Here is a 25,122-nt window from a genome sequence, read left to right as displayed (position 1 = left end):
TTAACGTGGTTGCACCGGACTGGTAAATTGCAGCAGCACGTTGCCGTAGCGATCAAGCAATTTAAGCGTTTTCCCGAAAACCTGATAGTGGGCTACTTTAGCCAAGGCTGCATTAAATTGTTCAGACGGATTGTTATTTTCCAGACAGGCCATTTTAGTCCCTGCCATTTGACTGAGCACCAGGGTATCTCGACCTGCTGCATAGCTGCCCATAATACGATTGCAGCCATCGGCACCGCTGACACGTTTAGTTATGGCATCAAATTGTAAACTTGGAATATTGTGTGCAGTCGGTGCTGTCTTGATTGCGGTATTGCCAATATGGGTGGCAATCCAGCTACGGTTTTGCAGTTGCACTAAATTGGCAGTTTCAATGGTGGCAGATGCACTTGGTGTGGTTTCACAACCTGTCAAAGCAATAGCAGTGCCTAGTATGCCAATAGCAAATATTTTTTTTAACATATTGGAGTTCTCATTTTTGGTTTAACTTGGAGTCTATATAAACAAAAAAACAGGCTTTTCACTAGGATTAAATGGATGTTTTTTATATTTTTAATTTTAAAATTCAGCTGATTCGTCTGTTGTCGCTGCGGGGATGCCCTGACGAATCAGGCGTGAGTATTGTGTGCTGGAGATATTCTTTAACTGGCTGACACGTGGGTTAATGTAGGCCATCTCATACCACTGTTTCATGCTTAAGTGATGGGAAATGGCATTCAAGTCATAGAGGTAATTAGGTAAATATCCTGAAGCCAGCAGGCGGTAATCTGTTGGGAAAGGTCTTTTGGATATTGCCTGCACCATGTCAAATACCAGGGTGGTGCAGTTACTGGTTAGGCTGTTATACCATTTTGGCTGATGTTTTAATTCATTGGCTTTATGCAGATATTCTTCAAACAGGGCACGTATTTCACTTTTTGGCATATTAATTGGAAAAAAATAGACCTGTTCGCCACGAATATTGCTGCGGGTATAAATCAGATCCTTTTCATCTGCTGCAATCAGGCTGAGTTCATATTTTCTGAGAAAACCGCCATACGTGGAAAATTCTTCATTTTTTTGTTTGCGAATTTCAATTGAAAAGGTCAGCGGCGGGCTGTTGGCAAAATCGAAACTGACCAGCGTATGGGCAATGCGTGGTCCCATCCAGTACGATGTAATAATATTTACACCGTTAATCTGGTTTAAATCAAACTGCCGGGTTTCCCAACGTTCATCATAACTGCCATCCGCATGCCAATTAAAATGACGCACATTGTGCAGTGTAACCAGATTATCCTGTTGCTCATAAGACAGTATCTGGGCAACTTCCGGATTCCACTCACGATCTTGTCTGGCTTGCAAACCAAAATACCAGGATAAGCCGACAAGAAAGAACAGAACATAGATCAGAACATCAGTCTGACGGTTCAAGACATATTGGGTGATATAAAGGGCGAGTATGCTTAAGGCAAAGGCAATCCAGATGCCGATCAGTACACGGGTGACTAAGCCACCAAAGGGTTGCTGAAACCATAAGGCCAGACATAGCCAAATAGAGGACATAATAACGAACAGACCAAACGCAGTGTGGAGTAGCACCATGCCTAAGGCAAGAAGGAATTCTCTTGTTTCAGTATTATGCATATTTGACTGTTATCTATAATTATTGCCTTTATTTTCTGTAAGTTGCGAACTCAAAAGCAATCCCGGTTTTGTCGTCAATATGTTGTTCTGAGACGACCTTTTTAAATTCAGCTGGAATTTCCGGATAGTAGGCATCGCCTTGAACGTCCAGTTCAACATGGGTCAGCTCTAAACGGTCGGCAATGTTCATGGTCTGTTTAAAGATTTCACCGCCGCCAATCACAAAGATTGATTCAGGTTTTTCTGATGCTTTAACATCGGTAACGGCTTGAGCCAAGGCGTCTTCAATCGAGTAGGCTACTTTGGTGCCTTCAAATGACCAGTTGCTGTCACGGGTAATGACCCAGTTGACCCGTCTTGGCAAAGTGCGGCCCATAGACTCCAAGGTCTTGCGTCCCATGACCACCACACCGCCTTGGGTGATTTCCTTAAAGTGTTTGAGGTCAGCTGAAATGTGCCAAGGCAGGTCATTATTTTTGCCAATGCAGCGCTGTTGATCCATGGCCACAACATGCACAACTTCTAAATTTTGGAAGGTCATAAAGTTCGCCTTATCTGATTATATTCCCGGATTTTTTTATTCAATTCCCCCTTTTTTAAAGGGGGAATTAGGGGGATTAGGAATTTAAGTGGAATGATGAATGAGAAAAAATTAAACCGCTACTGGCGCTTTAATGCCGGGATGCGATGCATAGCCGACAATTTCAATATCTTCAAATTTAAACGCGAAGATATCTTTAATTTCTGGATTCAGTTTCAATTGGCAAAGCGGCAAAGGTTCACGGCTAAGTTGTAATTGAGCCTGTTCAAAATGGTTCACATATAAGTGCGTGTCGCCACCGGTCCAGACAAAGTCACCGACACCTAAACCGCAAACTTGCGCAATCATGTGCGTGAGCAGGGCATAGCTGGCGATATTAAATGGAACGCCTAGAAACACGTCGGCACTACGCTGATACAACTGGCAGGATAGCTTGCCGTCCTTTACAAAAAACTGGAACAGGGTATGGCAAGGTGGCAGGGCAACCGTTCCCGCTTCTTTCGGATTCCAGCCTGACACAATTAAACGGCGTGAATTGGGATTGGTTTTAATTTCGTTGATCAGCCATGTGATCTGATCAAAACCATCCTGTTCATATAAACCATTTTCTTTTTTGCTTGCGCCAAAATTACGCCACTGATGACCATAAACCGGACCCAATTCACCTTCAGGACGGCCAAAACGCGCCGTTTGTTCTACAGTAGCCCATTCATCCCAAATCGTGACTTTGTTGTCTTGCAGATATTTAACGTTGGTATCGCCTTTTAGAAACCACAAAAGTTCAATCACGATGGAACGGAAGTGTACTTTTTTAGTGGTCAATAAAGGAAAACCTTGAGAAAGATCAAAGCGCATTTGGTGACCGAATACTGAACGTGTACCTGTGCCCGTGCGGTCGCCTTTATCGCCACCGTTGTCAAGGATATGTTGTAAAAGGTCTAAATATTGACGCATGTCTCTCTCATAATATTGTGAATTTCTTGTGGCACATATTAGCCTTTTTTTACCGGGGAGGAAACTGTATCCATTGAGGGGAGAAGTAAGTTTAAATTATGGTGATTATATTTATAAGTAAATGATTTATATGTGTTTTATTTGTTTTTGTAAAGTGGTATAAATCCTAGGGCCTAATCTTGGCGGTGTTTAATTAAAAATTATAAGGCTGAGGAAAATGTATTACATTTTATTGAATGTATTTTCCCGGGCTTGATAAAAAATCTGATAGGTCTGCCGATATCAAAGAATAAAAACATGGGTTCATCATTTAAATGAAGTAAAGCATGTGTGGAGAAAGCAATACACGATCTGCTGAACGCCAGATTGTGTATTTATTCTGTTCAATCCCAGCAATTTATTAATTGAAAATCCGGATTTCAATGACAGCGCAATGTGAATGGAGTGAGGATAAAATAAATTTATAGGCATTATTTGATGATAAAAATCTACAAAAAATAGTCAGTTAACTCACTTATCGGTAATTTATTTATATTTAATTACATTTGTTATATGAAAAATCACATTTTAGGGGTTACCATCTTGCCGTCGAAATGAGTGAAAAGCCGGTAGTTTCAGGTTTAGGAGTGTTTGGTAAAGAATGGTTTATGATCATAATGTAAACATGAGTGCAGTTCATGCTCCTGTTCAGGCAAACATCATAATTCGTTCCCAATCGGGTAAAAATTCGAAAAAATCTTCAGAATTTCAGACTGGGCAGGCCATAGCTAAAAAGAATGTGCTTGCAAAGAATGGCCAGCGAATTGATATCAGTAAATTCACCGATTTCTTGCAGTCCGTTTCTTCAACCAGCAGTTCACAAAAATGTGCCAAAAGTATCAGACTTGCTTTGGAGTCAGCGGGTGCAAGATTTCAAAGTCATCCCGTCGCTGCGGCAGACTGGGGAAATACCCTGATGAAAATTGGTTATCGAGAAATTAATCCTAAGTTCGATGCCCCGAAAGAAGGTGATATTTATATTATTGATCGAACCGGCAAGCATGTGTATGGACATATTGCAGGATTTAACGGCAAGCAATGGGTATCTGACTTTAAGCAAAGAAGTTATGATGTTTATAATGAAAAAGGCCTGACCTATAAATATTACCGCCCGAGTTTTTAATTTTTAAAAAGTTAAAAATAGCCAAACAGAACATTTTCTCAGAAATTTTTCTGAAATAAAAAAGATGCCCAAATGGCATCTTTTTTATTTCACTTTTAACTTAAGGCAACGGTTTGACTGGACTACCGCCTAAAGCCTGCATCAAGGTGACATAGGAATTGTATTGGCTCTGTTTGGTTTGAACCAAAGACAAACGGGCATTACGTGTGGTTTCCTGCGCATCGAGCAGGTTTTTCAAGGCAATGGCACCATTGCGGTAACGTACTTCAGTTAGACGCTCGGTTTTCTCTGCAAGCTGTACATTGCGCTCTTGCAAAGCCACCTGTTTATTTAATTCAGTACGCGCAGACAAGGCATTTTCCACATCGGCAAAGGCCTGATACAGGTTTTGACGGTACTGGACAATCGCTTTTTCATAATCCAGGTTACTGATTGCCAGATCTTTTTTCATGTCGTTATATTGCAGGAACGGCAGGCTGAGATTGGCACCCAAAGTTAATACCGGATTTTGCAAGAGACTGGTTAAAGATGTGCTGGAAGAGCCCAGGTTTCCGGTCAGGTTAATGGAAGGATAATAACTGGCTTTGCTGGCATCTTTAGTGGCAAGTGCCTTGCGTAAACGCAGTTCACTGGCTTGTAAATCTGGACGACGTGATAACAGATCAGCTGGCAAGCCGGCAGAAATAGTCGGCAAGGCTATACGCGGTAAGCGCTGCGGTTCGGCTATATTCAGTTGCTGCACGGGCATATTGAGTAGAACTGCCAAAGCCGTGCGTGCTTCCACACGCTGCTGTTCAATCTGACTCAAACTAGCTTTTTGACTTTGCACCGATTGTTCTGCCGAGGTTAAGTCCAGACCGGAAACTGCACCGACACGATATTGGGTGCGCACCAGCTCAAAGACCTTTTGCGTACTGGTCAGGTTTTGTTGGGCAATCTGATAGCGTTCGTTTAAATAACCTAACTGCCAATATAAATTCGCAGTCGTTGCTATTAAGCTTTGTGCGGTACTTTGCAAGTCCTGTTCAGTGGCAAGCGCTTCCCACTTGCTGGCTTCAGTTTGCCGTGCCAGTTTGCCGAACAGATCCAGTTCATAGCTTACGCCGCCACTTAAAGACAAGCCACGAGATGCATCATCACCGGAATTCAGATCAACGGTATGTCCAGCAGAAACACTGGAGTTGACCCGAGGGCCTTGCTGGTTTTTCGCCAAACCGGCCTGTAAACTTGCCTGCTGCAAATTAATGTCGGCAACCACCAGATCGCTATTGCTGGTTAAAACCTGATTGACCAGCTGGTTCAGCTGCGCATCGCCAAATAAGGTCCACCATTGATCGGCATAGACATCGGCATGCACCTGCTGACTGAGTACTTTGCTATTCTGGAAACTGCCTGGAATATTCACGGCAGGCTGTTCGTACGGTGTTTTTACCACCGTGGCACAACCGACCAATGAGCCAGTTAAAATAAGGCTAGCAATAAGTTTGGTAAAATTCATTTGCATTCTAGGTATCCTTATTCGCGAGAAAGTGCATCGACAGGATTGAGCTGTGCGGCATTACGGGCAGGGATAAAGCCGAAGATAATTCCGATCATGCTGGAACAGACAAAGGCTGCAAGAATCGAAGTGGTGGAATAGGCCATCTGGAAGGTACCGCCAGCAAAATGGCTAAACAACTGTCCGATGCCTAAAGATAAAAGCACCCCCAAGATTCCGCCTAAAATACAGACCAGTACCGCCTCAATCAGGAACTGCTGCAAGATGTCACTTTGACGTGCACCCACAGCCATACGCACCCCAATTTCCTGAGTTCGTTCGGTCACCGAAACCAGCATGATGTTCATCACCCCAATCCCGCCGACAATCAGGGAAATCACCGCAATTGCAGAAACCAGTAGAGTCATGGTCTGGGTGGTTTGCTGAATGGTTTCACGGATACTGTCTGCATTCTGGGTAAAAACATCCTGTGCGCCGTGACGTTGTACCAATAAATTTAAAATGGCATTTTCAGCTGCTGCACTCGGGTATTCATCTTTGACCCGGACGATGATGCTACGCACATTGGCCTGACCTAACATGCGGCTCATCACGGTGGAGTAGGGCAGGTACACATTCAGACTGTCTGAATTCCCCATCATTGATTTTTGTGCTTCAACCACACCAATAATACGACTTGGCACACTGCCCAACAGAATGACCTGACCGACAGGGTCGGTACCATCACTAAAAAACGTCTTTTTGGTATTGTCATCAATCACTACGTCTTGGGCGCGTTCAGTGACACCTTCTTTGTCAAAAGGCTGTCCTGAGGCAAAGTTCATACCTTTTACATAAAAGAAGTCTTCACTGACACCATTCACTGTGGCAGAAGCTTCGGTATCTTTAAAACGGGCAGTGACGCTGCTATTAACTGAAGGACTGACCCCATCGACATAGGGCTGTTCGGCCAAGGCATCAGCATCGGCAGGAACCAGGGTTTTAGCCTGGGAAGTTTTGGAGTTATCCCCAAATCCACGGCCTTGATAGACGGTAATGGTATTGGTGCCGAGGCTACTGATATTTTCCAGAATCTTTTTTTGTGAACCATTGCCCAGTGCGACTACAGATACCACCGATGCAATCCCGATAATGATCCCGAGCATGGTCAGGAAGGTCCGCATACGGTGGGCGTTCATGGCCAGTAAGGCCATGTGGAAAGCTTCGCCTAGCCGGTCTGCCGCAGAGCGCCAAGAAGATGTTTTTTTCTGTGTGGTTTGTTCTAAGGTCTGTTTTTCTAAAACTTCATCTGTGGCAACTTCAGGTACATTCGGTTTATCTGAAATAATGTTACCGTCACTAATTTCAATAATACGCGAGGCATTTTTGGCGACGTTATGATCGTGGGTAACGAGGATGATGGTATGACCTTTGGCATTCAGCTCGCGCAAAATACGCATCACCTCAATACCACTATTTTTATCCAGTGCACCGGTCGGTTCATCGGCCAGAATCACGTCACCGCCGTTCATCAAGGCACGTGCGATGGAAACACGCTGCTGCTGGCCACCGGAAAGCTGACTGGGGCGGTTTTGGGTCTTTTCAGCCAATCCCAGGTTCGAGAGCAGTTCGGTTGAACGTTGCTGACGCGCAGAGGCATCGACACCTGCATAAATGGCCGGAACTTCTACGTTAGCTGCCGCGCTTAAATCGCCCAACAGGTGATAACGCTGGAAAATAAAACCGAAATATTCCCGGCGCAATTGTGCCAGTTCATCTGCTTCCAATTGACGTGTTTCACGCCCTTTGACCTGATAGCTACCTGAGGTTGGTTGATCCAGACATCCCAAAATATTCATCAGGGTGGATTTTCCCGAACCGGACTGTCCGACAATGGCGACCAGTTCTCCGTGATAAATCTCTAAATTAATGCCCTTTAGAATCTGAATGGTGCTTTCCCCAGCGGGGAATTCACGAGTCAGATCTGTGACCTTGAGCAAAGGCTGTTGATCTTGACTCATGATTACATTCTCACTGGACCGGCACCACCACCTACACGGTTACTGCGTTTGGCAGCATCATTTGATGTATCGGAAGCATCTGCAATCACGACTTGGTCACCCTGTTTTAGACCTTTGATGATTTGTGCTGTTACCCGATTATTCAAGCCGACCAAGACAGGTTGCGGTTTGGCCGTACCATCTGCCTGAACTACACGGACCATCGACATGGAGGCTTTGCCTTGTTCAATCAGTGATTTTTCTTCCGCAGACAGTTGCAAGCGTTTGGGACTGTCAGTTTTAGCTTGATCATGATCAGTCGGATTTTGTTGTTTTGCCTGATCCGCATTACGATCAGCACGTTTGCCTTGAGGGCGATTTGAACTTTGCAAAGCTGCTGCAGGGACAGTCAATACATTTTTTGCTTCAGCCAAGACTATATACACTTGCGCAGTCATATCAATACGCAGTTTGCCATCTTCATTGGGTACATCAAATAAGGCGTTGTAATACACAGCCGTGTTTGAAGACGAAGTGGATGAGTTATTGCTTTCTGTATTGATAGAGTTCGGTGCCGGTTCTACCTGGCGTAGTTTGGCATAATGTTTTTTGTCGCTATTGCCCAAGGTGGTGAAATACACGGTTTGACCTTCTTCAACTTTCATCACATCAGCTTCAGAAATTTCAGCTTTAATCGTCATGTTGTCGAGCTTGGCCAGTTTGACAATGGTCGGTGCGCTTTGATTGGCGTTAACGGTTTGACCTTCTTCAGTCACAATGGCCACGATGGTGCCATCCATAGGTGCAACAATCCGGGTATAGCCCAAATCTTCTTTGGCTGTTGCCAGGGTTAAGCGTGACTGTTCAATCTGGGCATTAATGGCCAAAATTTCCGCTTGGGCAGTTTTATAGCTGGCCAATGCAGCCTCAAGTTCTGCACGAGAAGTTGCATCTTGTGCATACATGGCTTGCTGGCGTTGATATTCAGCTTGGACTTTCGCCAAGTTTGCCTGTTTGACTGCCAGTTGAGCCTGCTGGTTTTTAATGCTTGCTTCAGCCGTTTTTAGGTCATTTTCCTGACGGATCGAATCAATTTGCGCAATTAATTGACCTTGTTTGACCTGGTCACCCAATTGCACATACATTTTTTTCACCTGACCTGAAACCTGCGCCCCGACGCTGACCATTTTGGTGGCTTCAAGTACACCGGTTGCAAGTACAGAGTCTTCAATATCGCCACGCGTGACTTCACTGCTAATGTATTGCGGCGTTTGTTCTTTTGGTTTTAAAAAGAACCAGACGGTGACTGCAATAACAACAATACTGACTATGGCGACAACTATTTTAGACGGTTTTATTTTTGGCATAGTGAGCTGATAAATGAGGAAAATTGCAGCAATTATAAAAGCTAAATAAGGATAAAACGTGAACTTTTTAAAAACAAATGAGAATTATTTTCCTTTTGAAGTTCTCTTGAAAATTTACTAAACAGAGAGTTGATTCCTTTTTAACAAAACTTTTAGCATGAATGAATAGAGGAGAGAAATTTTATTAAATTTCGATTCCATCAATTTTCTAAAAGATGGTTTTCAGCCTGATGCTTGAGTTTTTCAAAATGCTGCTGAAAAAGTGGAATGTCGTTCACTGAATCCGTGGTATCAAGATGCATTGGATTTTAGTCGAATGATAATGGATTTATTTAATGATTTTTATTTAAATAGCTTTTTCGTGCTGGAGATGTTGATTTCTTTTTTACCTTCACTCTCCTGAGTTTCCAACTGGTAGACATAATTTAAAAAATCTTTGTTTTATCTCTAGATTTAAATAAAAAAAGTTTGTAGTATTAAATCCATAAAATAATTATGGGTTTAATAATAAGAGCATTAATCCCCATAATTATGCGAAAAAGATCATAACTTTAATATTAAAATTTGTAAGAGGTAAGTGATGGAATGGAATGAAACCTATAATATTGGGATTGATGTGATTGATAATCAGCATCGTCAGATCTTGGATTATATTAATGCTTTGGAGCAGGTGAAAAACACGGGGCAGCGCGATAAAATTAAAGAGGTTTTGGAGGATTTAATTGACTACACCCAGTCGCATTTTAGCTTTGAAGAAAATTTGCTGGAACAAGTCAGTTATCAATACTTACCATCACATCGTGGTATCCATGACTTATTTGTAAAACGTCTGAATGATTACCGCCTGAAATTTGAAAAAGGTGAATCGATTGAAAAAGACTTGTATCGTCTGCTGTCCAAGTGGCTGATCAACCATATTCAGCATGATGATCAGGATTATGTTGATGCAGTGCGAGACAATATGTTGAGCTATCTACGTAAACAAGAAGAGAAAAAAGGCAAAAGCTGGTTTTCACGTTTCTTTAGTTAGGCACTTGGCGATAAAAATAAGGTTTGACCACACATGCTGCTAATGGCTTGCAGAACCAGATGTTCGGGGTTTTCTTTGCCTAAACCTTTTATTGAAGCATCAATGCGTAACAACAGGGATGGCCAAGTCAGGAAACAGTTCGGATTGAGCCGTCTTAAGGCTTGTTGATATTGGCTAACTTTATTTTTCCAGATGCCCAACTGTAAGGCATTGTGTGGCTGTTCAAAAAGTTGCATCAGTAAACGCATTTCTTTGCTGATGCTCCACAAGATCAGGCTCATCGGTTCACCCGAGGCAATTAAATACTGGAAAATTTTAATTGCCTGAGCCAGATTGGCTGCAAGCAGGGCATCATTTAAATCATAAGTGGTGTAGCGCGACTGATCTTGTAGACATGAATACAAATGCTCAATCTGGATGATCTCCACATCGGCAAAAGTATCGCTGACGCGCATGAGACTGTTTTTTGCAGCCAGCAGATTGTGCTCGTGGTGCTGTTCCAGCCAGGCCCAAGCATCAGGGGCTAGTTTAATGCCCAGCTTTTCGGCCTCAATACTTAAAATCCGTTGCCGATCTTGCGGATAATTGGCCGCAAGTGACACTGTCACGCCATTGGCATCCACCACCTGAAAAAAACTGGATTTTAGGCTGCTGCTGTCCTGTTTCGGCATTACCACCAATAGCAGGTTTTGTTCATTATGCTGGATATAGCTTTTCAGTTGCTTGATGCCATTGGCATCGGGCTTGATATTGCCATGTACTTCAACAGCCAGTTGTGTGGAAAACAAGGACAGGCTGTTTAAAGCATTAAAGACATTTTTCCAGTCACTGACATTGCCAATATCATAACGCTGACGTTCAATTTCCTGTTTTTGCCAACTCTGCCGGAAAGCATCAAGTAAATTTTGTTCGAGCAGAGGTTCCTGACCATACATAATCCAGGCACCGCGAGCTTCATCAACACGTTTGAGTGCTTGGGGATAGTCAAGTTTCATAGCGCGATTTTCTATAGTTAAGGTTGGGTCGTAGAAGCCGCTGGTTTGGTCACGACTTTGGGTAAACGGTTGGATGAAATCTGACGCACAATTTGCTGTGCCACATCATCAACAATCACTTGATTGAGGTACTTCTGTTCCTGATCATCCGTGTTTACCGTAGCCACATCATATTGATAGCTGCGTGAAGCTATGATGGCACGCGGTTCAGTAACCGGATTACCTTGTGCATCTTCAATACGGAAAGTCACGGTTAAGCGCAATAGGGTTTCCACCAGTTTGCCATTCAATTCATGACGCTGTGGGGTGTAATCCAGTATACGCAACACATAAGCATCGGGACTATTGCTCAGCTGAATACCTGTTGCACCCAAATAAATTGCAAGTTTTTCATGCAATTGTCCTGCATTATCCGGCAGTGCCAATTTCATTTTAGAATAAGCCACAGGAGCAGTTGTCGGGTTGGTCCCTTTTAAATGAAAGCCACAGCCCACTAAGCCTGCACTTAGACCACAAGTTAAAACAATTGCTGCTAAACGTTTGCCCAAATGCATGCGTTGTCCTCTGTATTGTTCTTCAAAGCAAAAAAGGAAGATCGAAAAATATGTAGTGATTGTATGTGCAAAGCCCGTTGATTGACAACGGGCTTTGTTTGGGAATTGTGAAATCTCCCCTAACCACTCTTTGATAAAGAAGGGAAAGCCTCCCTTTTTCAAAGGGAGGTTTGGAGGGATTCTTAAACCACCAAGTTCACTAACTTATTCGGCACCACAATTTCTTTCTTGGTTGGACCGGTCAAGAATTGTTGTACTTCAGGCAATGCTTTGGCTTGTGCCAAGATGTCATCTTTAGATGCATCCACAGACACTTCGAGCTTGCCACGAAGTTTACCGTTGATTTGAACCACGATCGTTTGCGTATTACGTGTTAATGCAGATTTATCTACAGCAGGGAACGCAGCAGTTGTTAATTCAATACCAAACTGAGCCAATAAAGTCTGGCTTAAGTGTGGCGCAAATGGAGCCAATAAAGTCAGAAGTGTGGTGATGGATTCACGAGCAACAGCAACATCGTTGTCATCTTTCGCTTCGAACTTGTTGTTCGCATTTAACAATTCCATCATCGCTGCAATGGCAGTGTTGAAGGCATGACGACGTTCAATGTCATCACCCACTTTCTGGATGGTTTCATGCGTTTTACGGCGTAAGTCTTGTGCAGCCGTAGAAAGCGCCACTTTGTCGATGTTTGAAGCATTGTTACCTTGCTCAAGGAAACCTGTTGCCAAACGCCATACACGTTTCAAGAAGCGGTTTGCACCTTCGACACCTGCATCCGACCATTCAAGTGATTGATCTGGTGGAGCAGCAAACATCATGAACACACGTGCAGTATCTGCGCCGTATTGGTCAATAATCGCTTGCGGGTCGATACCGTTGTTTTTCGATTTCGACATTTTTTCCTGACCGCCAACCACGACTTCTTGACCGTCGCCTGTGTATTTTGCAGACAGCACACGACCTTTTTCGTCTTTTTCCAGCTTGATATCCGCAGGGTTAAACCAGGTTTTCTTGCCTGATTCTGCTTCACGGTAGTAAGTATCAGCCAGTACCATACCTTGTGTTAACAAGTTGGTGAACGGTTCGTTGCCTTGTACCACACCTTCATCACGCATCAATTTGTGGAAGAAGCGTGCATAGAGCAAGTGCAAAATCGCGTGTTCAACACCACCGATGTATTGATTTACAGGAAGCCAGGTTTGACCCGCTTCAGGTTTCACCATACCGCCCGTAAAGTCTGGAGATGCATAACGTGCATAATACCAAGATGACTCTACGAATGTATCCAATGTATCTGTTTCACGACGTGCGTCGCCACCACAGCAAGGACACTTGGTTTCGTAGAACTCAGGCATTTTGTTCAGTGGATTCCCTGAACCATCTGGAACCACGTCAGTTGGAAGAACCACCGGAAGTTGATCTTCAGGTACGGGCACTTGACCACAAGTGTCGCAGTTGATCATTGGAATTGGACAACCCCAATAACGCTGACGAGACACACCCCAGTCACGTAGACGGAATTGAACTTTAACGTTGGCAAGACCTTGTGGCTCAAGTTTAGCAAGGAAAGCATCAAATGCGCCTTGGAAATCTAAACCGTCAAATTCGCCTGAATTAACCAGTTTTCCTTCTTTAGAACCGTACCATTCTTGCCATTGAGTTGCATCAAAGTCAGCATCATCTGCGCCTTTAGCATCAATCACTTGCTTGATGGTTAAGCCATATTTGTTGGCAAATTCGAAGTCACGTTCATCATGTGATGGAACTGCCATCACCGCACCTGAACCGTAAGACATCAATACATAGTTTGCGATCCAAACCGGAACTTCTTCACCTGTAACCGGGTGTTTAACAGATAGCCCTGTTGCCATGCCTTTTTTCTCGACAGTGGCAAGATCGGCCTCTGCCACAGAACCCATACGGCATTCTTCAATGAATGCTTGAAGTTGAGGGTTAGTTTCAGCCGCTTTCAGCGCCATCGGGTGTTCTGCTGCAACAGCAACATAAGTCACACCCATTAACGTGTCCGCACGTGTGGTAAATACCGTTAAACCATCTGCATAAACGTCTGGATTCGCTGAAGGGAAGGTGATTTCCATCCCTTGTGAGCGACCGATCCAGTTACGTTGCATGGTTAAAACTTGTTGTGGCCAACCGTCTTTTAAAGTTTCTAAATCGTCAAGTAATTCTTGTGCATAGTCTGTGATGCGGAAGTAGTACATTGGAATATCGCGTTTTTCAACCAATGCACCTGAACGCCAGCCGCGGCCATTTTCAACCTGTTCGTTTGCCAAAACAGTCTGGTCGACAGGATCCCAGTTGACGGTTGAAAGCTTACGGTAGATCAGACCTTTTTTATACAGCTGAACGAATAACCATTGTTCCCAGCGGTAGTATTCTGGTGTACATGTTGCAAATTCGCGATCCCAGTCAATCGACAGACCGAGTTTTTTCAACTGATTACGCATGTAATCGATATTTTCAAAGGTCCATTTTGCAGGTGCAACCTGATGGGCAATCGCCGCGTTTTCAGCAGGTAGACCGAATGCATCCCAACCCATAGGTTGCAGCACGGTTTCACCTTTTAGACGGTGGAAACGGCTGATTACGTCACCAATCGTATAGTTACGCACATGACCCATATGCAGTTTGCCACTTGGGTAAGGGAACATCGAGAGGATATAACGACGTGGACCTTCTACAGTGTCGGCAACTTTAAAGGCTTTGCGAGATTCCCAATCCTGTTGGACTTGAGGCTCAATCGCACTGGCTTGGTATTCAGAGTCAATGTGAGTAGTCATATACGTAATACAAGAGAACGGTTAAAAAATTTAGCCCACAGCATAGCGCAAAATGCGATGCAATGTCAGTTTTCAAATCAGGATTTTATCTTCCTGAGCACCAGAAATGGAACTTTTAAACATATCATTTAATGATCTAATGTTTTTGAATTCGCAAGTTTCTCTTTGTTTTATAAATAAGCTGCTTTTATTGATGCGTGGATTTCTTGTTATGTGATCGCACCAAACATGCTTGCATAAGGATCTTTCTTATATGTTGTCTGGACAATGCTACTACTTTTTCAGCTTGTTCAGTTTTGTGTTGAAAGGTTGATATAAGTCTGGTCTCTATGCATGTTTCGGCGGAGATGCTTTGCCAGTATGCGTTGAATCCTTGGTATCCAATCCTTTATAAAAATCTTCAGCATGCCTGGATGGGGAAAAATAATATGAGGGGGCAATATTATTCGCAGCATCAACAAGCAGAAGTACTCATCTATTCATTACAGCGAATAAGGCTTAAGCATTTGCGACCCTTTTTCTAAGGTGAATATAGGGTTTTGTTATCGCTCTTTTCATCTTTATAGTTTTTTAGATTATCTAGAGTGATTACCGGTTCGTAATCACTCCTGGGCACAATATAATATTATTGGACTTTAGGTGTTGCAGGAATGCTGCCTTCTGGAATTACAGGAATTGTAGGATTAACTGGCTTATTTTCTTGAACAGTATTCTTGGCCTCTTTCGAAGCATTATTTTCTTGAGTCGCAGGACTAGCAGAATGTGTCGTGCCATAAGTCTCCACTTTACCTTTCTTTTTTGCCGATTTTGGTGGTGGGGTGGTGGTGTAGTGCGTAGACCCTTTGGCATCCACCCATTTGTAATATTCTTTGGCAAAACTCGTGGTTGAGCTTAGACTGAAGCTCAGGCATGCAGCCATGAATGCAATTTTGATGAAAGATGATGCCATAATAATCAAGTCCTTATTGTCATAATCAGTTGGATAGAGTGTGGGGTAAATAGAACTCCTGATTGCTTCAGTATTTTATATGATCTTGATCGTTTTGCAGAGAAAAAAGATAAACTGTCCCAAAATGCAGATAAATGAATGATTAGGCAATCGTACTATTTGATCTTCATTTAATTAGAAAGATACTCCTTGATTCGTTACGGTGTTGTGAATCTGAATACAAAAATATATCCAGATACAAAATCAAAGTGTAAGAAATACATTTGAATTAATAAAAACATTTTTTAATAAAATAAATATTCATTCCATTTTATTATAATTTTTATATTTATTTTTTATGAAAATATTTTTTAATTATTTGAAAAATATAAAAAAGTTAATTTTTTTTTATTATGGTGTGCACTGCTAAAGACAAAACTAATGCATAAAAAATGAATAATTTAAAATTAAGCTATAAAAAGCTAATTTTTAAACTTGACTTTAATACTCGAAACCACAAAAATGCTGCTTTAGTTTTATATGCCTTAGATCGATCACCCTTCGAATAAGCGCCTTTTAGCAATGGACTTCTTCTCTAGCCGAGAAGCTGAACAAAGCCAACAAAATATGTTTATCCCAACATGTTTTAGACCTCATATTGCTCAAACAGCGACCAGGTCAGATTTTTTTCTTATTGCTATGAAAACTATGAAATTTGTGTGCTATAACAGAGCACACAGTGAATGAATGAATCACCACAAATGCCCTCCATTTGTGCGTGAAAAAAGATTAGGGTGAATCACGTTGGAACTTTTATCTGGTGGTGAAATGCTTGTTCGCGCATTGGCGGACGAAGGCGTTGAACATGTTTTTGGATATCCAGGCGGCGCAGTACTGCATATTTACGATGCGCTCTTTCAACAAGACAAAATTAATCATTACCTTGTACGTCATGAACAGGCTGCCGGTCATATGGCTGATGCTTATTCGCGTGTAACAGGTAAAACTGGTGTGGTGCTTGTCACATCAGGTCCAGGCGCGACAAATACCGTAACGCCAATTGCAACGGCTTATATGGACTCAATCCCAATGGTGATTTTGTCTGGTCAGGTTGCAAGCCATCTTATCGGTGAGGATGCGTTCCAGGAAACCGATATGGTCGGTATTTCTCGTCCAATCGTAAAACACAGTTTCCAAGTGCGTCATGCCAGCGAAATTCCTGCGATTATTAAAAAAGCATTCTATATTGCTTCTTCAGGCCGTCCGGGTCCTGTGGTTGTCGATATTCCTAAAGATGCCACTAATCCTGCAGAAAAATTTGCTTACGAATATCCTGAAAAAGTGAAGATGCGTTCTTATCAGCCACCGCATCGTGGTCATTCAGGCCAGATCCGTAAAGCAATTGACGAATTGATCAGTGCGAAACGTCCAGTGATTTACACTGGTGGTGGTGTGGTACAGGGTAATGCCTCAGCATTATTGACTGAATTGGCTCATTTATTGGGCTATCCGGTAACCAATACTTTGATGGGCTTGGGTGCATTCCCGGGCAATGACCCTCAATTTATCGGTATGTTGGGTATGCATGGTACTTATGAAGCCAACATGACCATGCACAATGCGGACTTGATCCTGTGTGTAGGTGCGCGTTTTGATGACCGCGTGACCAATAATCCGGCAAAATTCTGTCCAAATGCCAAGGTTATTCATATTGATATTGACCCGGCAACCATTTCTAAAACCATCATGGCGCACATTCCAATTGTGGGTGCGGTAGAGCCGGTACTTCAAGAGATGCTGGTGCAGTTGAAACAAATGAATGTTTCAAAACCGAACCCTGAAGATATTGCAGCTTGGTGGAAACAAATTGATGAGTGGCGTGCAGCACACGGCTTAAAAGTTGTAGCACCAACTGATGGTACGATGAAGCCACAACAAGTCGTTGCCGCTTTAGATAAAATTACCAATAGCCAGGCCATTATTACTTCTGACGTTGGTCAGCATCAGATGTTTGGTGCGTTGTATTATAAATACACGCGTCCACGTCAATGGATTAACTCAGGTGGTTTGGGAACCATGGGTGTAGGCCTGCCTTATGCCATGGCTGCGAAATTGGCATTCCCAGACCAGCAAGTGGTATGTATTACCGGTGAAGCATCGATTCAGATGTGTATTCAGGAATTATCAACATGTAAGCAATATGGCCTAAATGTGAAAATTCTTTGCCTCAACAACCGTGCCTTAGGGATGGTGAAACAGTGGCAGGATATGAACTACGAAGGTCGTCATTCAAGCTCTTATGTTGAATCATTACCTGACTTTGCCAAGTTGATGGAAGCTTATGGTCACGTAGGCATCCAGATTAACCATGCTGATGAACTTGAATCCAAGCTTGAAGAAGCCATGGCCATCAACGATAAATGCGTATTTATTAACGTTATGGTTGATCGTAGCGAGCATGTATATCCAATGCTGGTTGCGGGTCAGTCGATGCAAGATATGTGGTTAGGAAAAGGGGAGCGCACTCAATGAGACATATCATCTCTGTTCTCGTAGAAAACGAAGCGGGCGCGCTTTCTCGTTTGGTGGGTTTATTCTCTCAACGTGGTTATAACATTGAGACTTTGAACGTTGCGCCAACCGAAGACCCAACCATGTCGCGTTTGACGCTGACCACCTATGGTGATGATCATAAAATTGAACAAATCACCAAACAGCTGAATAAACTGGTTGAAGTGGTGAAAGTGGTTGATTTGTCTGAGGGTGCGCATATCGAGCGCGAACTGATGCTGATTAAAGTGAAATCACTTGGATCGGCACGTGCAGAAATCAAGCGTACCGCTGACATTTTCCGCGCACAAATTGTGGATGTGACCCCGACGACTTATACCATTCAGATTGCCGGTACAACTGAAAAGCTTGACGGTTTCATTGATGCGCTTGCAGAAAATACCATTCTTGAAGTGGTGCGTTCAGGTGTATCGGGCATCGCACGTGGCGAAAAAGTTTTAACAGTCTAATTTTTTAACACATTCTACTCATCGTGGAGATGAGGATCCAGGTCAATGAATACCAATAACATCATTGACCTGGATAAAAGAAAACATAAGCATTTAAGCGGAGACAGCAATGCAAATTTTTTACGATAAAGACGCAGACTTATCGATCATCCAATCTAAGAAAGTAGCGATCATTGGTTATGGTTCACAAGGTCACGCGCATGCGCTTAACCTTAAAGACTCTGGCGTTGACGTAACTGTAGGTTTACGTGCTGGTTCGACTTCTTGGAAAAAAGCTGAAAATGCTGGTCTTAAAGTTTCAGAAGTTCCTGCTGCTGTTGCTCAAGCTGACTTAGTCATGATTTTGACTCCAGATGAGTTCCAATCTCAACTTTACCGTGACGTGATCGAGCCAAATATCAAACAAGGCGCGACTCTAGCATTTGCTCACGGTTTCTCTGTTCTTTACAACCAAGTTGTACCACGTGCTGACTTAGACGTAATCATGATTGCGCCTAAAGCACCAGGTCACACTGTACGTTCTGAATTCCAACGTGGTTCAGGTGTTCCTGATTTAATCGCGATTCACCAAGATGCTTCTGGTAACGCGCGTAATGTAGCACTTTCTTACGCTTCAGGCGTAGGTGGCGGTCGTACGGGTATTATCGAAACTTCATTCCGTGAAGAAACTGAAACTGATCTTTTCGGTGAGCAAGCAGTTCTTTGTGGTGGTGCTGTTGAACTGGTTAAAATGGGCTTCGAAACTTTGGTTGAAGCGGGTTATGCGCCTGAAATGGCTTACTTCGAATGTCTACACGAACTTAAATTGATCGTTGACTTGATGTTTGAAGGCGGTATCGCGGACATGAACTATTCAGTATCGAACAATGCTGAATATGGCGAATACGTAACTGGTGTTGAAGTGATCAACGAACAGTCTCGTGAAGCAATGCGTAATGCGCTTAAACGTATCCAATCTGGTGAATATGCGAAAATGTTCATCCAGGAAGGTGCGTTGAACTACCCATCTATGACTGCTCGTCGTCGTCAAAATGCTGCTCATAGTATCGAAGTAACAGGTAACAAGTTACGTGCAATGATGCCTTGGATTCAAGCGAACAAAATCGTTGACAAAGAGAAGAACTAATTTTTTAGTTTAATCTTTAAAAAACCCTTGTTGATACAAGGGTTTTTTATTGTCTAAAGTATTTTTAGTTTTTTGATGAAGATCAGTCTATTAATAATTCGCAACAAAACACAGCGGCTGAGGATAGATCAAATGTAATTTTAAGTGTGATAGAGTAGACATAATTTATTGTTAAGTTTGGCTGAGTAATGAAAACTCAAATCCTGCTATGTCTTACCACTTTATCTTTTGCATGTTTAAGTTTTGCAGAAACAATGCCTGTAACCAGGATTGATCACCTCAAATCTTTCACAAATGTTCGGGTCTCTATGCAGCGAATGTTGCGTTCAGATGATGGACGCTATTTTCTTGATTTGTATGCAGGAATCTGGAATCCACACGGCAAATTCCATGATTTGAACGAGCAAAAAACGATTGCTTTTAAAGGTTTGCAAAAAGGAGATCAGCTTAATCTTAAATCGGTAAGTGTAGAGGGGGAGGCAACAGCATCTGAACAATATCAGTTGAATGGAAATTTAAATGCCAATACAGGACAGATGTCATCAGTTTTGATCACAGCAAAGAATAACGAAAGTATTTCAATTCAATTTGGGCCTGCATTTACAGCAGTAGAAAAGCCGCTGTTCATATTTAAATTTTATGGTCTTGAAAATCCCCAACAGCCTTATGGAAGAGCCTTAAAACAAGTGGATGTATGGAATAAAACGACCAATACAGTCGTTCAAAGTTTGTCAGGGTTTACTGCTTATCCCAAGAGTATTGGCTATATGGATATTAATCTTGATGGCTATTATGACATCGTGCTTTCAGATACTTCCAATGAACGGAAAATTGAAGATAAGCGCTTTATCTACTGGATGTATAACCCTAAAACCCATCAATTTCAACGCTCCCCCCAATTAGAAAATATTACTGGATTTCCAGCTGTTCAGGGAGAAAAACAACAAATTGATTTCGGTTATGGGCAAGTCTATCAAGTAAAAGATGGCTTATTAAATCGGATAGAAAATAATTGAAAAATATTTTATAAAATAATTTTTTAAAAAATATAAATAAAAAACTGAGTTTGCATTAATTATTATTAAAAGAAAATATTTAATTGGATGAATGTTCATCTTATAAATTCCTTAAATATTTATATGAATAATATTTTTTACTAAATGGTTATATGTCAAATTTTTATAACCATAAAATATTACATGTTGTATTAAATAAAGTAAGATACATTACGGTTGAGAAAAAATTGGTATTAAATAAAAACAAGACTAAAAATAATTTTTTCGCCTTCTCTTTTTTATAAAAATAATTTATATAAGTTTGATTTTTTTTAAATGGTTATTTTCTAAATGAATTTATTTTTTGATGGAATTTGGAATTAAATTTATTGTGCCTAAAGAACAGTATTAATGTTTGAGAAATAAAGTAAAATTATCGATAAAATCACATATTTTTTAAATAATAAGCTGTAATTTACAAACTTTTGTAAATTATGTAACTTTATTTTAAGCTAGTGTAAGTTGAGATGATTTAAAAAATAATAATAAAATTAGTGATTTAGTTTTTTTTATGTGTTTTAAATATTATTTTATTGTTTTTTTATTTGACATAATTGGAAACATTTCTAAATTGTATCATTTTATTTTGTATCGTAACCTTATTATAAATATAGAATTAAAGTTGTAAAACAAATAAAAAACAAATATTAAAGTTGTGTATTGTGAATAATAACATTTTTGCATTTTTTAAAATTAAAGATAATAAGATAGGTCAACGGTTACGTAACCTTACTCACAATAAAAAGAGTTACATCGTAATCGTTAAAATAACTATACACACATATTCTTTTAAAAAAAGAAATGGAGAAAATCATGAATAAAATGACCCAAGCTGCATTAGCGGCATTAGTACTTGGCGTTTGTGCAACAGGCGTGTATGCAGAAGATGATTTGGCAAGAGGGATACCAACTCCACCACCACCTTCAGGTTGTGATGTAGATTGTAGTGGTAAAATTGATATTAAACTTAAAGTTGAACCGCATTGTGAACTACAAGTACTTACTCCTACTTTGACTTTACAAGATAAAGTGGGTGGCGATACTGCACAGGGCAGTTTCCGTGTTGGGGCAAATGCACAGTTTAAGATTGGTTTAACAACTGCAAATGGTTCTAAACTTAAAATGGGTGCTAATGAAATTCCTGTTACAATTACCACCAAACGTAATGGTACAACCACTATTCCTTTGAATGCGACAACAGCAGGTCAACCATTTACGCCAGGAGGGTGGACGCCTTATGATGTTACTGTTGTAAGTCCACAAGTTGGTGTATCTAAACCAGTAGGTACTTATACTGAAGAATTGCGAATTGCTGTTTCATTCTAATTTTTAATTAGAAATAAAAAAAGTTGGTATCACTTTATAGTGATGCCAACTTCACTATAAAAAGATCAAAATTTAAAAATAAAAAATAATAGGTAGGGGAAAATGAATAAGTTATTTTCGATGTTCGCTATTTCTATTGTGTTGGCATGTTCACAGACAATTTATGCAGGACTAAAAATTACGCCTATTCAACTGTATATATCGGATGTTAAAAAACAGCGTAGTGCTACCGTTACATTAGATTATAGTGAATCTGATCAAGCTAAAATATTTGAAGTTTCTGCCGTTAAATGGGGACAAAATGCAGAAGGGGAAGATGTTTTAGAGCCTGATAATTCCGTAGTGATTAATCCTAAAAACTTTGTATTACAACCCAATAGTAAGCAGATTGTTCGGGTAGGATTCACTCAAATGCAAGCCCCAAAAAAAGAAGAAACTTGGCGAATCATTTTTAATGAAATTGCACCTACTGTAAAAGAGTCAAAAGTTAATTTCCTGTTTAATATTTCTGTCCCACTATTCGTAGGGGTACAAGAAAAAGTGAAGCTAAATTTTAACCCGATATATAATGGATCACAGCTTTCATTAAATGTGAAAAATAATACCAATACACATGTTCAAATTAAAAAAATAACCATTCTGGATGACAAGAAAAAAGAAGTTGCAGTCACTACAGATATGAAATATTTACTTAATAATCAGCAACAAAAATTTAATTTTGGTGAGATTGAGTTGGGGGATTTCAATAAATATAAATTAATCATTGAAACAGATAGAAGTGAATTGCCAATGGAATTTAATTTGTCAGGGTGAGGGGTTATGCAAAAAATCATATTGTTTTTGCCATGTATATTTTTAAATATAGTCCTACCTATTCAGCGGGTAAATGCAGAGGAGAACAATGTTTTTTTTAGTAACGTCTGGTTAAATGGTATAGATAAAAATATAGAAACATTAGTATTTGAAGAAGATAAAAAAATATATATAGAGTGCCAATCTTTAAATGCTTTAGAGTTGAAAGGAGATTATTTTCCTATCCATCCCATAAAAAAAGAGTTTTGCTTGGTTTCACTGAACCCAGCTCTTGCTGAAATAGATACACATGTACAGTCAGTAAAACTAACAGTACCCGCAGAGTATTTTCAAGCTAAAGAAATAGATCAAGAAAAATTGATTATGCCTAATAGGGCAGCTTTGGGTGCTTTTTTAAATTATGATCTTTTTTATGAGCAGACTTCACAGGATGACCAATTTAATTCATTAGCAGAATTAGGGGTGTTTAAAGATTATTGGTTATTTCAAAATTCTACGCTTATACGAAATTTAACTGAGAATGAACTGGCTCTGGCACCGGAAGAGGTAAAACAAGAAAAAATAGTTCGTCTAAGGTCCGCTTTTGATCTAGATTTTCCCGATAAGTTTTTAAGTTTAACCGTGGGTGATACCACCACTATTTCCAACCCCTTCGTTAATTCAGTACGTTATGGTGGTTTAAGTTTTGGAACAAATTTTACAGATCGGCCTGACTATATTTATTGGAATATGCCGACTTTAAAAGGAAGCGCTGTTTTACCCTCAACTGTGGATTTATATATTAATGGGGTGAGTATTTCTCAACAAAGAATTACTCCGGGGAATTATACTTTACAGCCTGGTGCATTGATTCAACAATCTGGAGATGCTCAGGTAGTGGTAGAAGATATTTTGGGTAATAAAACAGTCCAGATTTTTCCTGTATATATTAATAATAAACTGCTTAAACCTGGGTTAAATGAATATAATATTTCTTTAGGTAAGATTAGATATAACTATGATCTTCAAAGTAATGATTATAGGGAATTTTTTTCTAATATTTATTTTAGGCGGGGTATAAGTAATTTAACTACCCTTGGGTTTAATGCTACATATAGTGAAGAAGTAAAGAATTTGGGGTTTTTATGGACTCAAGCGATTAGTAAATATGCATTATTAGACGCTTTTATTGCAGGAAGTGATAGTAATGATGGATCTGGCTATTCGGTAGGTGGCTCGATTAGTCGTACTGTAAATAATATTTACTTGGGTTTTAGTGGGCAGTATTCCACTGATAATTATAAAACTTTGGGCTATAGTAATGAAGTACTCATTCCAAAATATGATTATATTTTTTATTTCAGTATGTATGATTTGCCAATAATAAATAATTTTAATTTAAATTATTTAGAACGAATTTATTATGAAAATGATAATTTTAATATTTCAGATAGCCGTATATTAAATCTAAGTATTTCTAAAATGCTGCGTTCAAATCTTTCATTCAGTATTTCAGGTTTTAAAGAGTTTGCTGGTGATAAAAATTCTGGTGCATATTTATCTTTAAACTATAGCTTAGGTAATAACAAGAATGCTTACTTCTCACATTCAACAGATAATGAAACAAGGGTGCAATTTGTCAAAGCATCTCCAGCACAAACTGGGTTTGATTATGTTTTGGGGGCAAATCAGCGTCGTGGAAATTTAGCTTATCAAGCTGCGGGTTTATTAAAATCAAATGTAGGGGATTTACGTGTTCAATTGGACCAATCTGATGAATATGAAAATAATCAGGTGATTTATCGCGGGGCTATTGTCTGGTTGGGTGGAAAAGTAGCATTAACAAAATCTGTTGATAATGCATTCGCTTTAGTTAAAGTTGAGGATTCTCCAGAGATTGATGTTGCAAGGTCATTATCTCCTGTAGGAAGCACCAATAAAGATGGCTATGTGTTTGTACATAATATTATTCCTTATGTGCCCTATGATATTTCGTTTGACCAAAATCAGTTAGCAATTGAAGATGCATTTGATTATTCGAGCCAAAAAATGATTGGCTTAAATCAACGGGGCTATATTCTAGATTTTCCTGTATATCATACCCAACAAGTCATTTTGCGTTTATTGGATCAAAATAATCAACAGATGCCTCGTACAAGCGAAGTATATATCAATGGTGAAGAGAGCCAGTATTTCCCTGTGGATGCCCAGGGTAGGGTGTATTTATATGGATTAAAACCGAATAAATATCGGTTTTTAGCGAAAGCCAAGGGTGGCGAGACATGTCAGGGTACTTTTGAGGTGTCAAATCAGAACCAAAAAGCGCTAGAGCAGTCAGTTATGGATGTTATTTGTCGCTAGAAAG

Annotated in this window: 20 protein-coding genes; 9 read left to right on the top strand and 11 right to left on the bottom strand. The window is 40.5% G+C overall.

The window, feature by feature from the left end; genetic code table 11:
* The 4 genes from ABJ384_RS12605 to thyA form a co-directional block, all read right to left on the bottom strand.
* The gene (locus ABJ384_RS12605) at positions 1-462 is read right to left on the bottom strand and encodes an META domain-containing protein (protein WP_349927708.1); all 462 of its coding nucleotides are present in this window, start codon (positions 460-462) and stop codon (positions 1-3) included.
* A 96-nt stretch (positions 463-558) separates the two neighbouring features.
* Positions 559-1,626, bottom strand: coding sequence for a DUF4105 domain-containing protein (locus ABJ384_RS12600; RefSeq protein WP_349927707.1), 1,068 nt, complete (start codon positions 1,624-1,626; stop codon positions 559-561).
* 28 nt (positions 1,627-1,654) lie between these two features.
* Positions 1,655-2,167: a dihydrofolate reductase gene (locus tag ABJ384_RS12595; RefSeq protein ID WP_349927706.1), complete on the bottom strand. Its 513-nt coding sequence runs from the start codon at positions 2,165-2,167 to the stop codon at positions 1,655-1,657.
* A gap of 111 nt (positions 2,168-2,278) precedes the next feature.
* Positions 2,279-3,121: a thymidylate synthase gene (gene thyA / locus ABJ384_RS12590; RefSeq protein ID WP_349927704.1), complete on the bottom strand. Its 843-nt coding sequence runs from the start codon at positions 3,119-3,121 to the stop codon at positions 2,279-2,281.
* Between the two features lie 640 nt (positions 3,122-3,761).
* Between thyA and ABJ384_RS12585 the strand changes: the two genes are divergently transcribed.
* Positions 3,762-4,283, top strand: coding sequence for a CHAP domain-containing protein (locus ABJ384_RS12585; protein WP_180082133.1), 522 nt, complete (start codon positions 3,762-3,764; stop codon positions 4,281-4,283).
* 100 nt (positions 4,284-4,383) lie between these two features.
* Here ABJ384_RS12585 and ABJ384_RS12580 read toward each other — a convergent pair whose 3' ends face one another.
* Genes ABJ384_RS12580 through ABJ384_RS12570 form a run of 3 tightly spaced genes read right to left on the bottom strand, consistent with a single transcriptional unit; the run spans position 4,384 to position 9,127 of the window.
* On the bottom strand, positions 4,384-5,787 hold the full coding sequence (locus ABJ384_RS12580) for an efflux transporter outer membrane subunit (protein WP_349927702.1): 1,404 nt from the start codon (positions 5,785-5,787) through the stop codon (positions 4,384-4,386).
* Between the two features lie 11 nt (positions 5,788-5,798).
* Positions 5,799-7,781 (bottom strand): MacB family efflux pump subunit, encoded by a 1,983-nt coding sequence (locus tag ABJ384_RS12575; protein ID WP_349927699.1) that lies wholly within the window; start codon positions 7,779-7,781, stop codon positions 5,799-5,801.
* Positions 7,782-7,783: 2 nt separating this feature from the next.
* The gene (locus ABJ384_RS12570; RefSeq protein WP_349927698.1) at positions 7,784-9,127 is read right to left on the bottom strand and encodes a MacA family efflux pump subunit; all 1,344 of its coding nucleotides are present in this window, start codon (positions 9,125-9,127) and stop codon (positions 7,784-7,786) included.
* Between the two features lie 580 nt (positions 9,128-9,707).
* Here ABJ384_RS12570 and ABJ384_RS12565 point away from each other — a divergent pair.
* Positions 9,708-10,157, top strand: coding sequence for a bacteriohemerythrin (locus tag ABJ384_RS12565; RefSeq protein WP_166169211.1), 450 nt, complete (start codon positions 9,708-9,710; stop codon positions 10,155-10,157).
* On the opposite strand, the gene holA is transcribed toward ABJ384_RS12565, so the two are convergent.
* The 4 genes from holA to ABJ384_RS12545 form a co-directional block, all read right to left on the bottom strand.
* Positions 10,154-11,152 (bottom strand): DNA polymerase III subunit delta, encoded by a 999-nt coding sequence (holA, locus tag ABJ384_RS12560; RefSeq protein ID WP_349927697.1) that lies wholly within the window; start codon positions 11,150-11,152, stop codon positions 10,154-10,156. The genes ABJ384_RS12565 and holA overlap by 4 nt on opposite strands.
* A 17-nt stretch (positions 11,153-11,169) precedes the next feature.
* Positions 11,170-11,706: an LPS assembly lipoprotein LptE gene (gene lptE, locus ABJ384_RS12555; protein ID WP_349927696.1), complete on the bottom strand. Its 537-nt coding sequence runs from the start codon at positions 11,704-11,706 to the stop codon at positions 11,170-11,172.
* Between the two features lie 182 nt (positions 11,707-11,888).
* Positions 11,889-14,510, bottom strand: coding sequence for a leucine--tRNA ligase (gene leuS, locus ABJ384_RS12550; protein WP_349927694.1), 2,622 nt, complete (start codon positions 14,508-14,510; stop codon positions 11,889-11,891).
* Positions 14,511-15,135: 625 nt separating this feature from the next.
* Entirely contained in the window at positions 15,136-15,459 is a 324-nt protein-coding gene (locus ABJ384_RS12545; protein WP_349927692.1) for a DUF4124 domain-containing protein, read from the bottom strand.
* A 783-nt stretch (positions 15,460-16,242) separates the two neighbouring features.
* Here ABJ384_RS12545 and ABJ384_RS12540 point away from each other — a divergent pair.
* The 7 genes from ABJ384_RS12540 to ABJ384_RS12510 all read left to right on the top strand — a co-directional run bounded on the left by ABJ384_RS12540 (position 16,243) and on the right by ABJ384_RS12510 (position 25,118).
* Positions 16,243-17,970, top strand: a complete 1,728-nt coding sequence (locus ABJ384_RS12540) for an acetolactate synthase 3 large subunit (RefSeq protein ID WP_086195355.1) — start codon at positions 16,243-16,245, stop codon at positions 17,968-17,970.
* Positions 17,967-18,458 (top strand): acetolactate synthase small subunit, encoded by a 492-nt coding sequence (ilvN, locus tag ABJ384_RS12535; RefSeq protein ID WP_086195356.1) that lies wholly within the window; start codon positions 17,967-17,969, stop codon positions 18,456-18,458. Before ABJ384_RS12540 ends, ilvN begins: the two co-directional genes overlap by 4 nt.
* A gap of 109 nt (positions 18,459-18,567) precedes the next feature.
* The gene (gene ilvC / locus ABJ384_RS12530) at positions 18,568-19,584 is read left to right on the top strand and encodes a ketol-acid reductoisomerase (protein WP_349927690.1); all 1,017 of its coding nucleotides are present in this window, start codon (positions 18,568-18,570) and stop codon (positions 19,582-19,584) included.
* Positions 19,585-19,772: 188 nt separating this feature from the next.
* The gene (locus tag ABJ384_RS12525) at positions 19,773-20,600 is read left to right on the top strand and encodes a hypothetical protein (RefSeq protein ID WP_349927688.1); all 828 of its coding nucleotides are present in this window, start codon (positions 19,773-19,775) and stop codon (positions 20,598-20,600) included.
* An 852-nt stretch (positions 20,601-21,452) separates the two neighbouring features.
* Positions 21,453-21,965: a hypothetical protein gene (locus tag ABJ384_RS12520; RefSeq protein ID WP_086195359.1), complete on the top strand. Its 513-nt coding sequence runs from the start codon at positions 21,453-21,455 to the stop codon at positions 21,963-21,965.
* A 102-nt stretch (positions 21,966-22,067) separates the two neighbouring features.
* Positions 22,068-22,778 carry a fimbria/pilus periplasmic chaperone gene (locus ABJ384_RS12515; RefSeq protein WP_349927686.1) on the top strand — a complete coding sequence of 237 codons (711 nt, stop codon included), beginning with the start codon at positions 22,068-22,070 and terminating at the stop codon, positions 22,776-22,778.
* Positions 22,779-22,784: 6 nt separating this feature from the next.
* Positions 22,785-25,118 (top strand): fimbria/pilus outer membrane usher protein, encoded by a 2,334-nt coding sequence (locus tag ABJ384_RS12510; protein WP_349927684.1) that lies wholly within the window; start codon positions 22,785-22,787, stop codon positions 25,116-25,118.
* Positions 25,119-25,122: the final 4 nt, after the last annotated feature.

Origin of the sequence: Acinetobacter sp. A1-4-2, from assembly GCF_040233925.1 — a bacterium.
GTDB lineage: Bacteria > Pseudomonadota > Gammaproteobacteria > Pseudomonadales > Moraxellaceae > Acinetobacter.
Note: the sequence above shows the minus strand (reverse complement) of the source record. Positions and strands in the feature narration are given on the sequence as shown.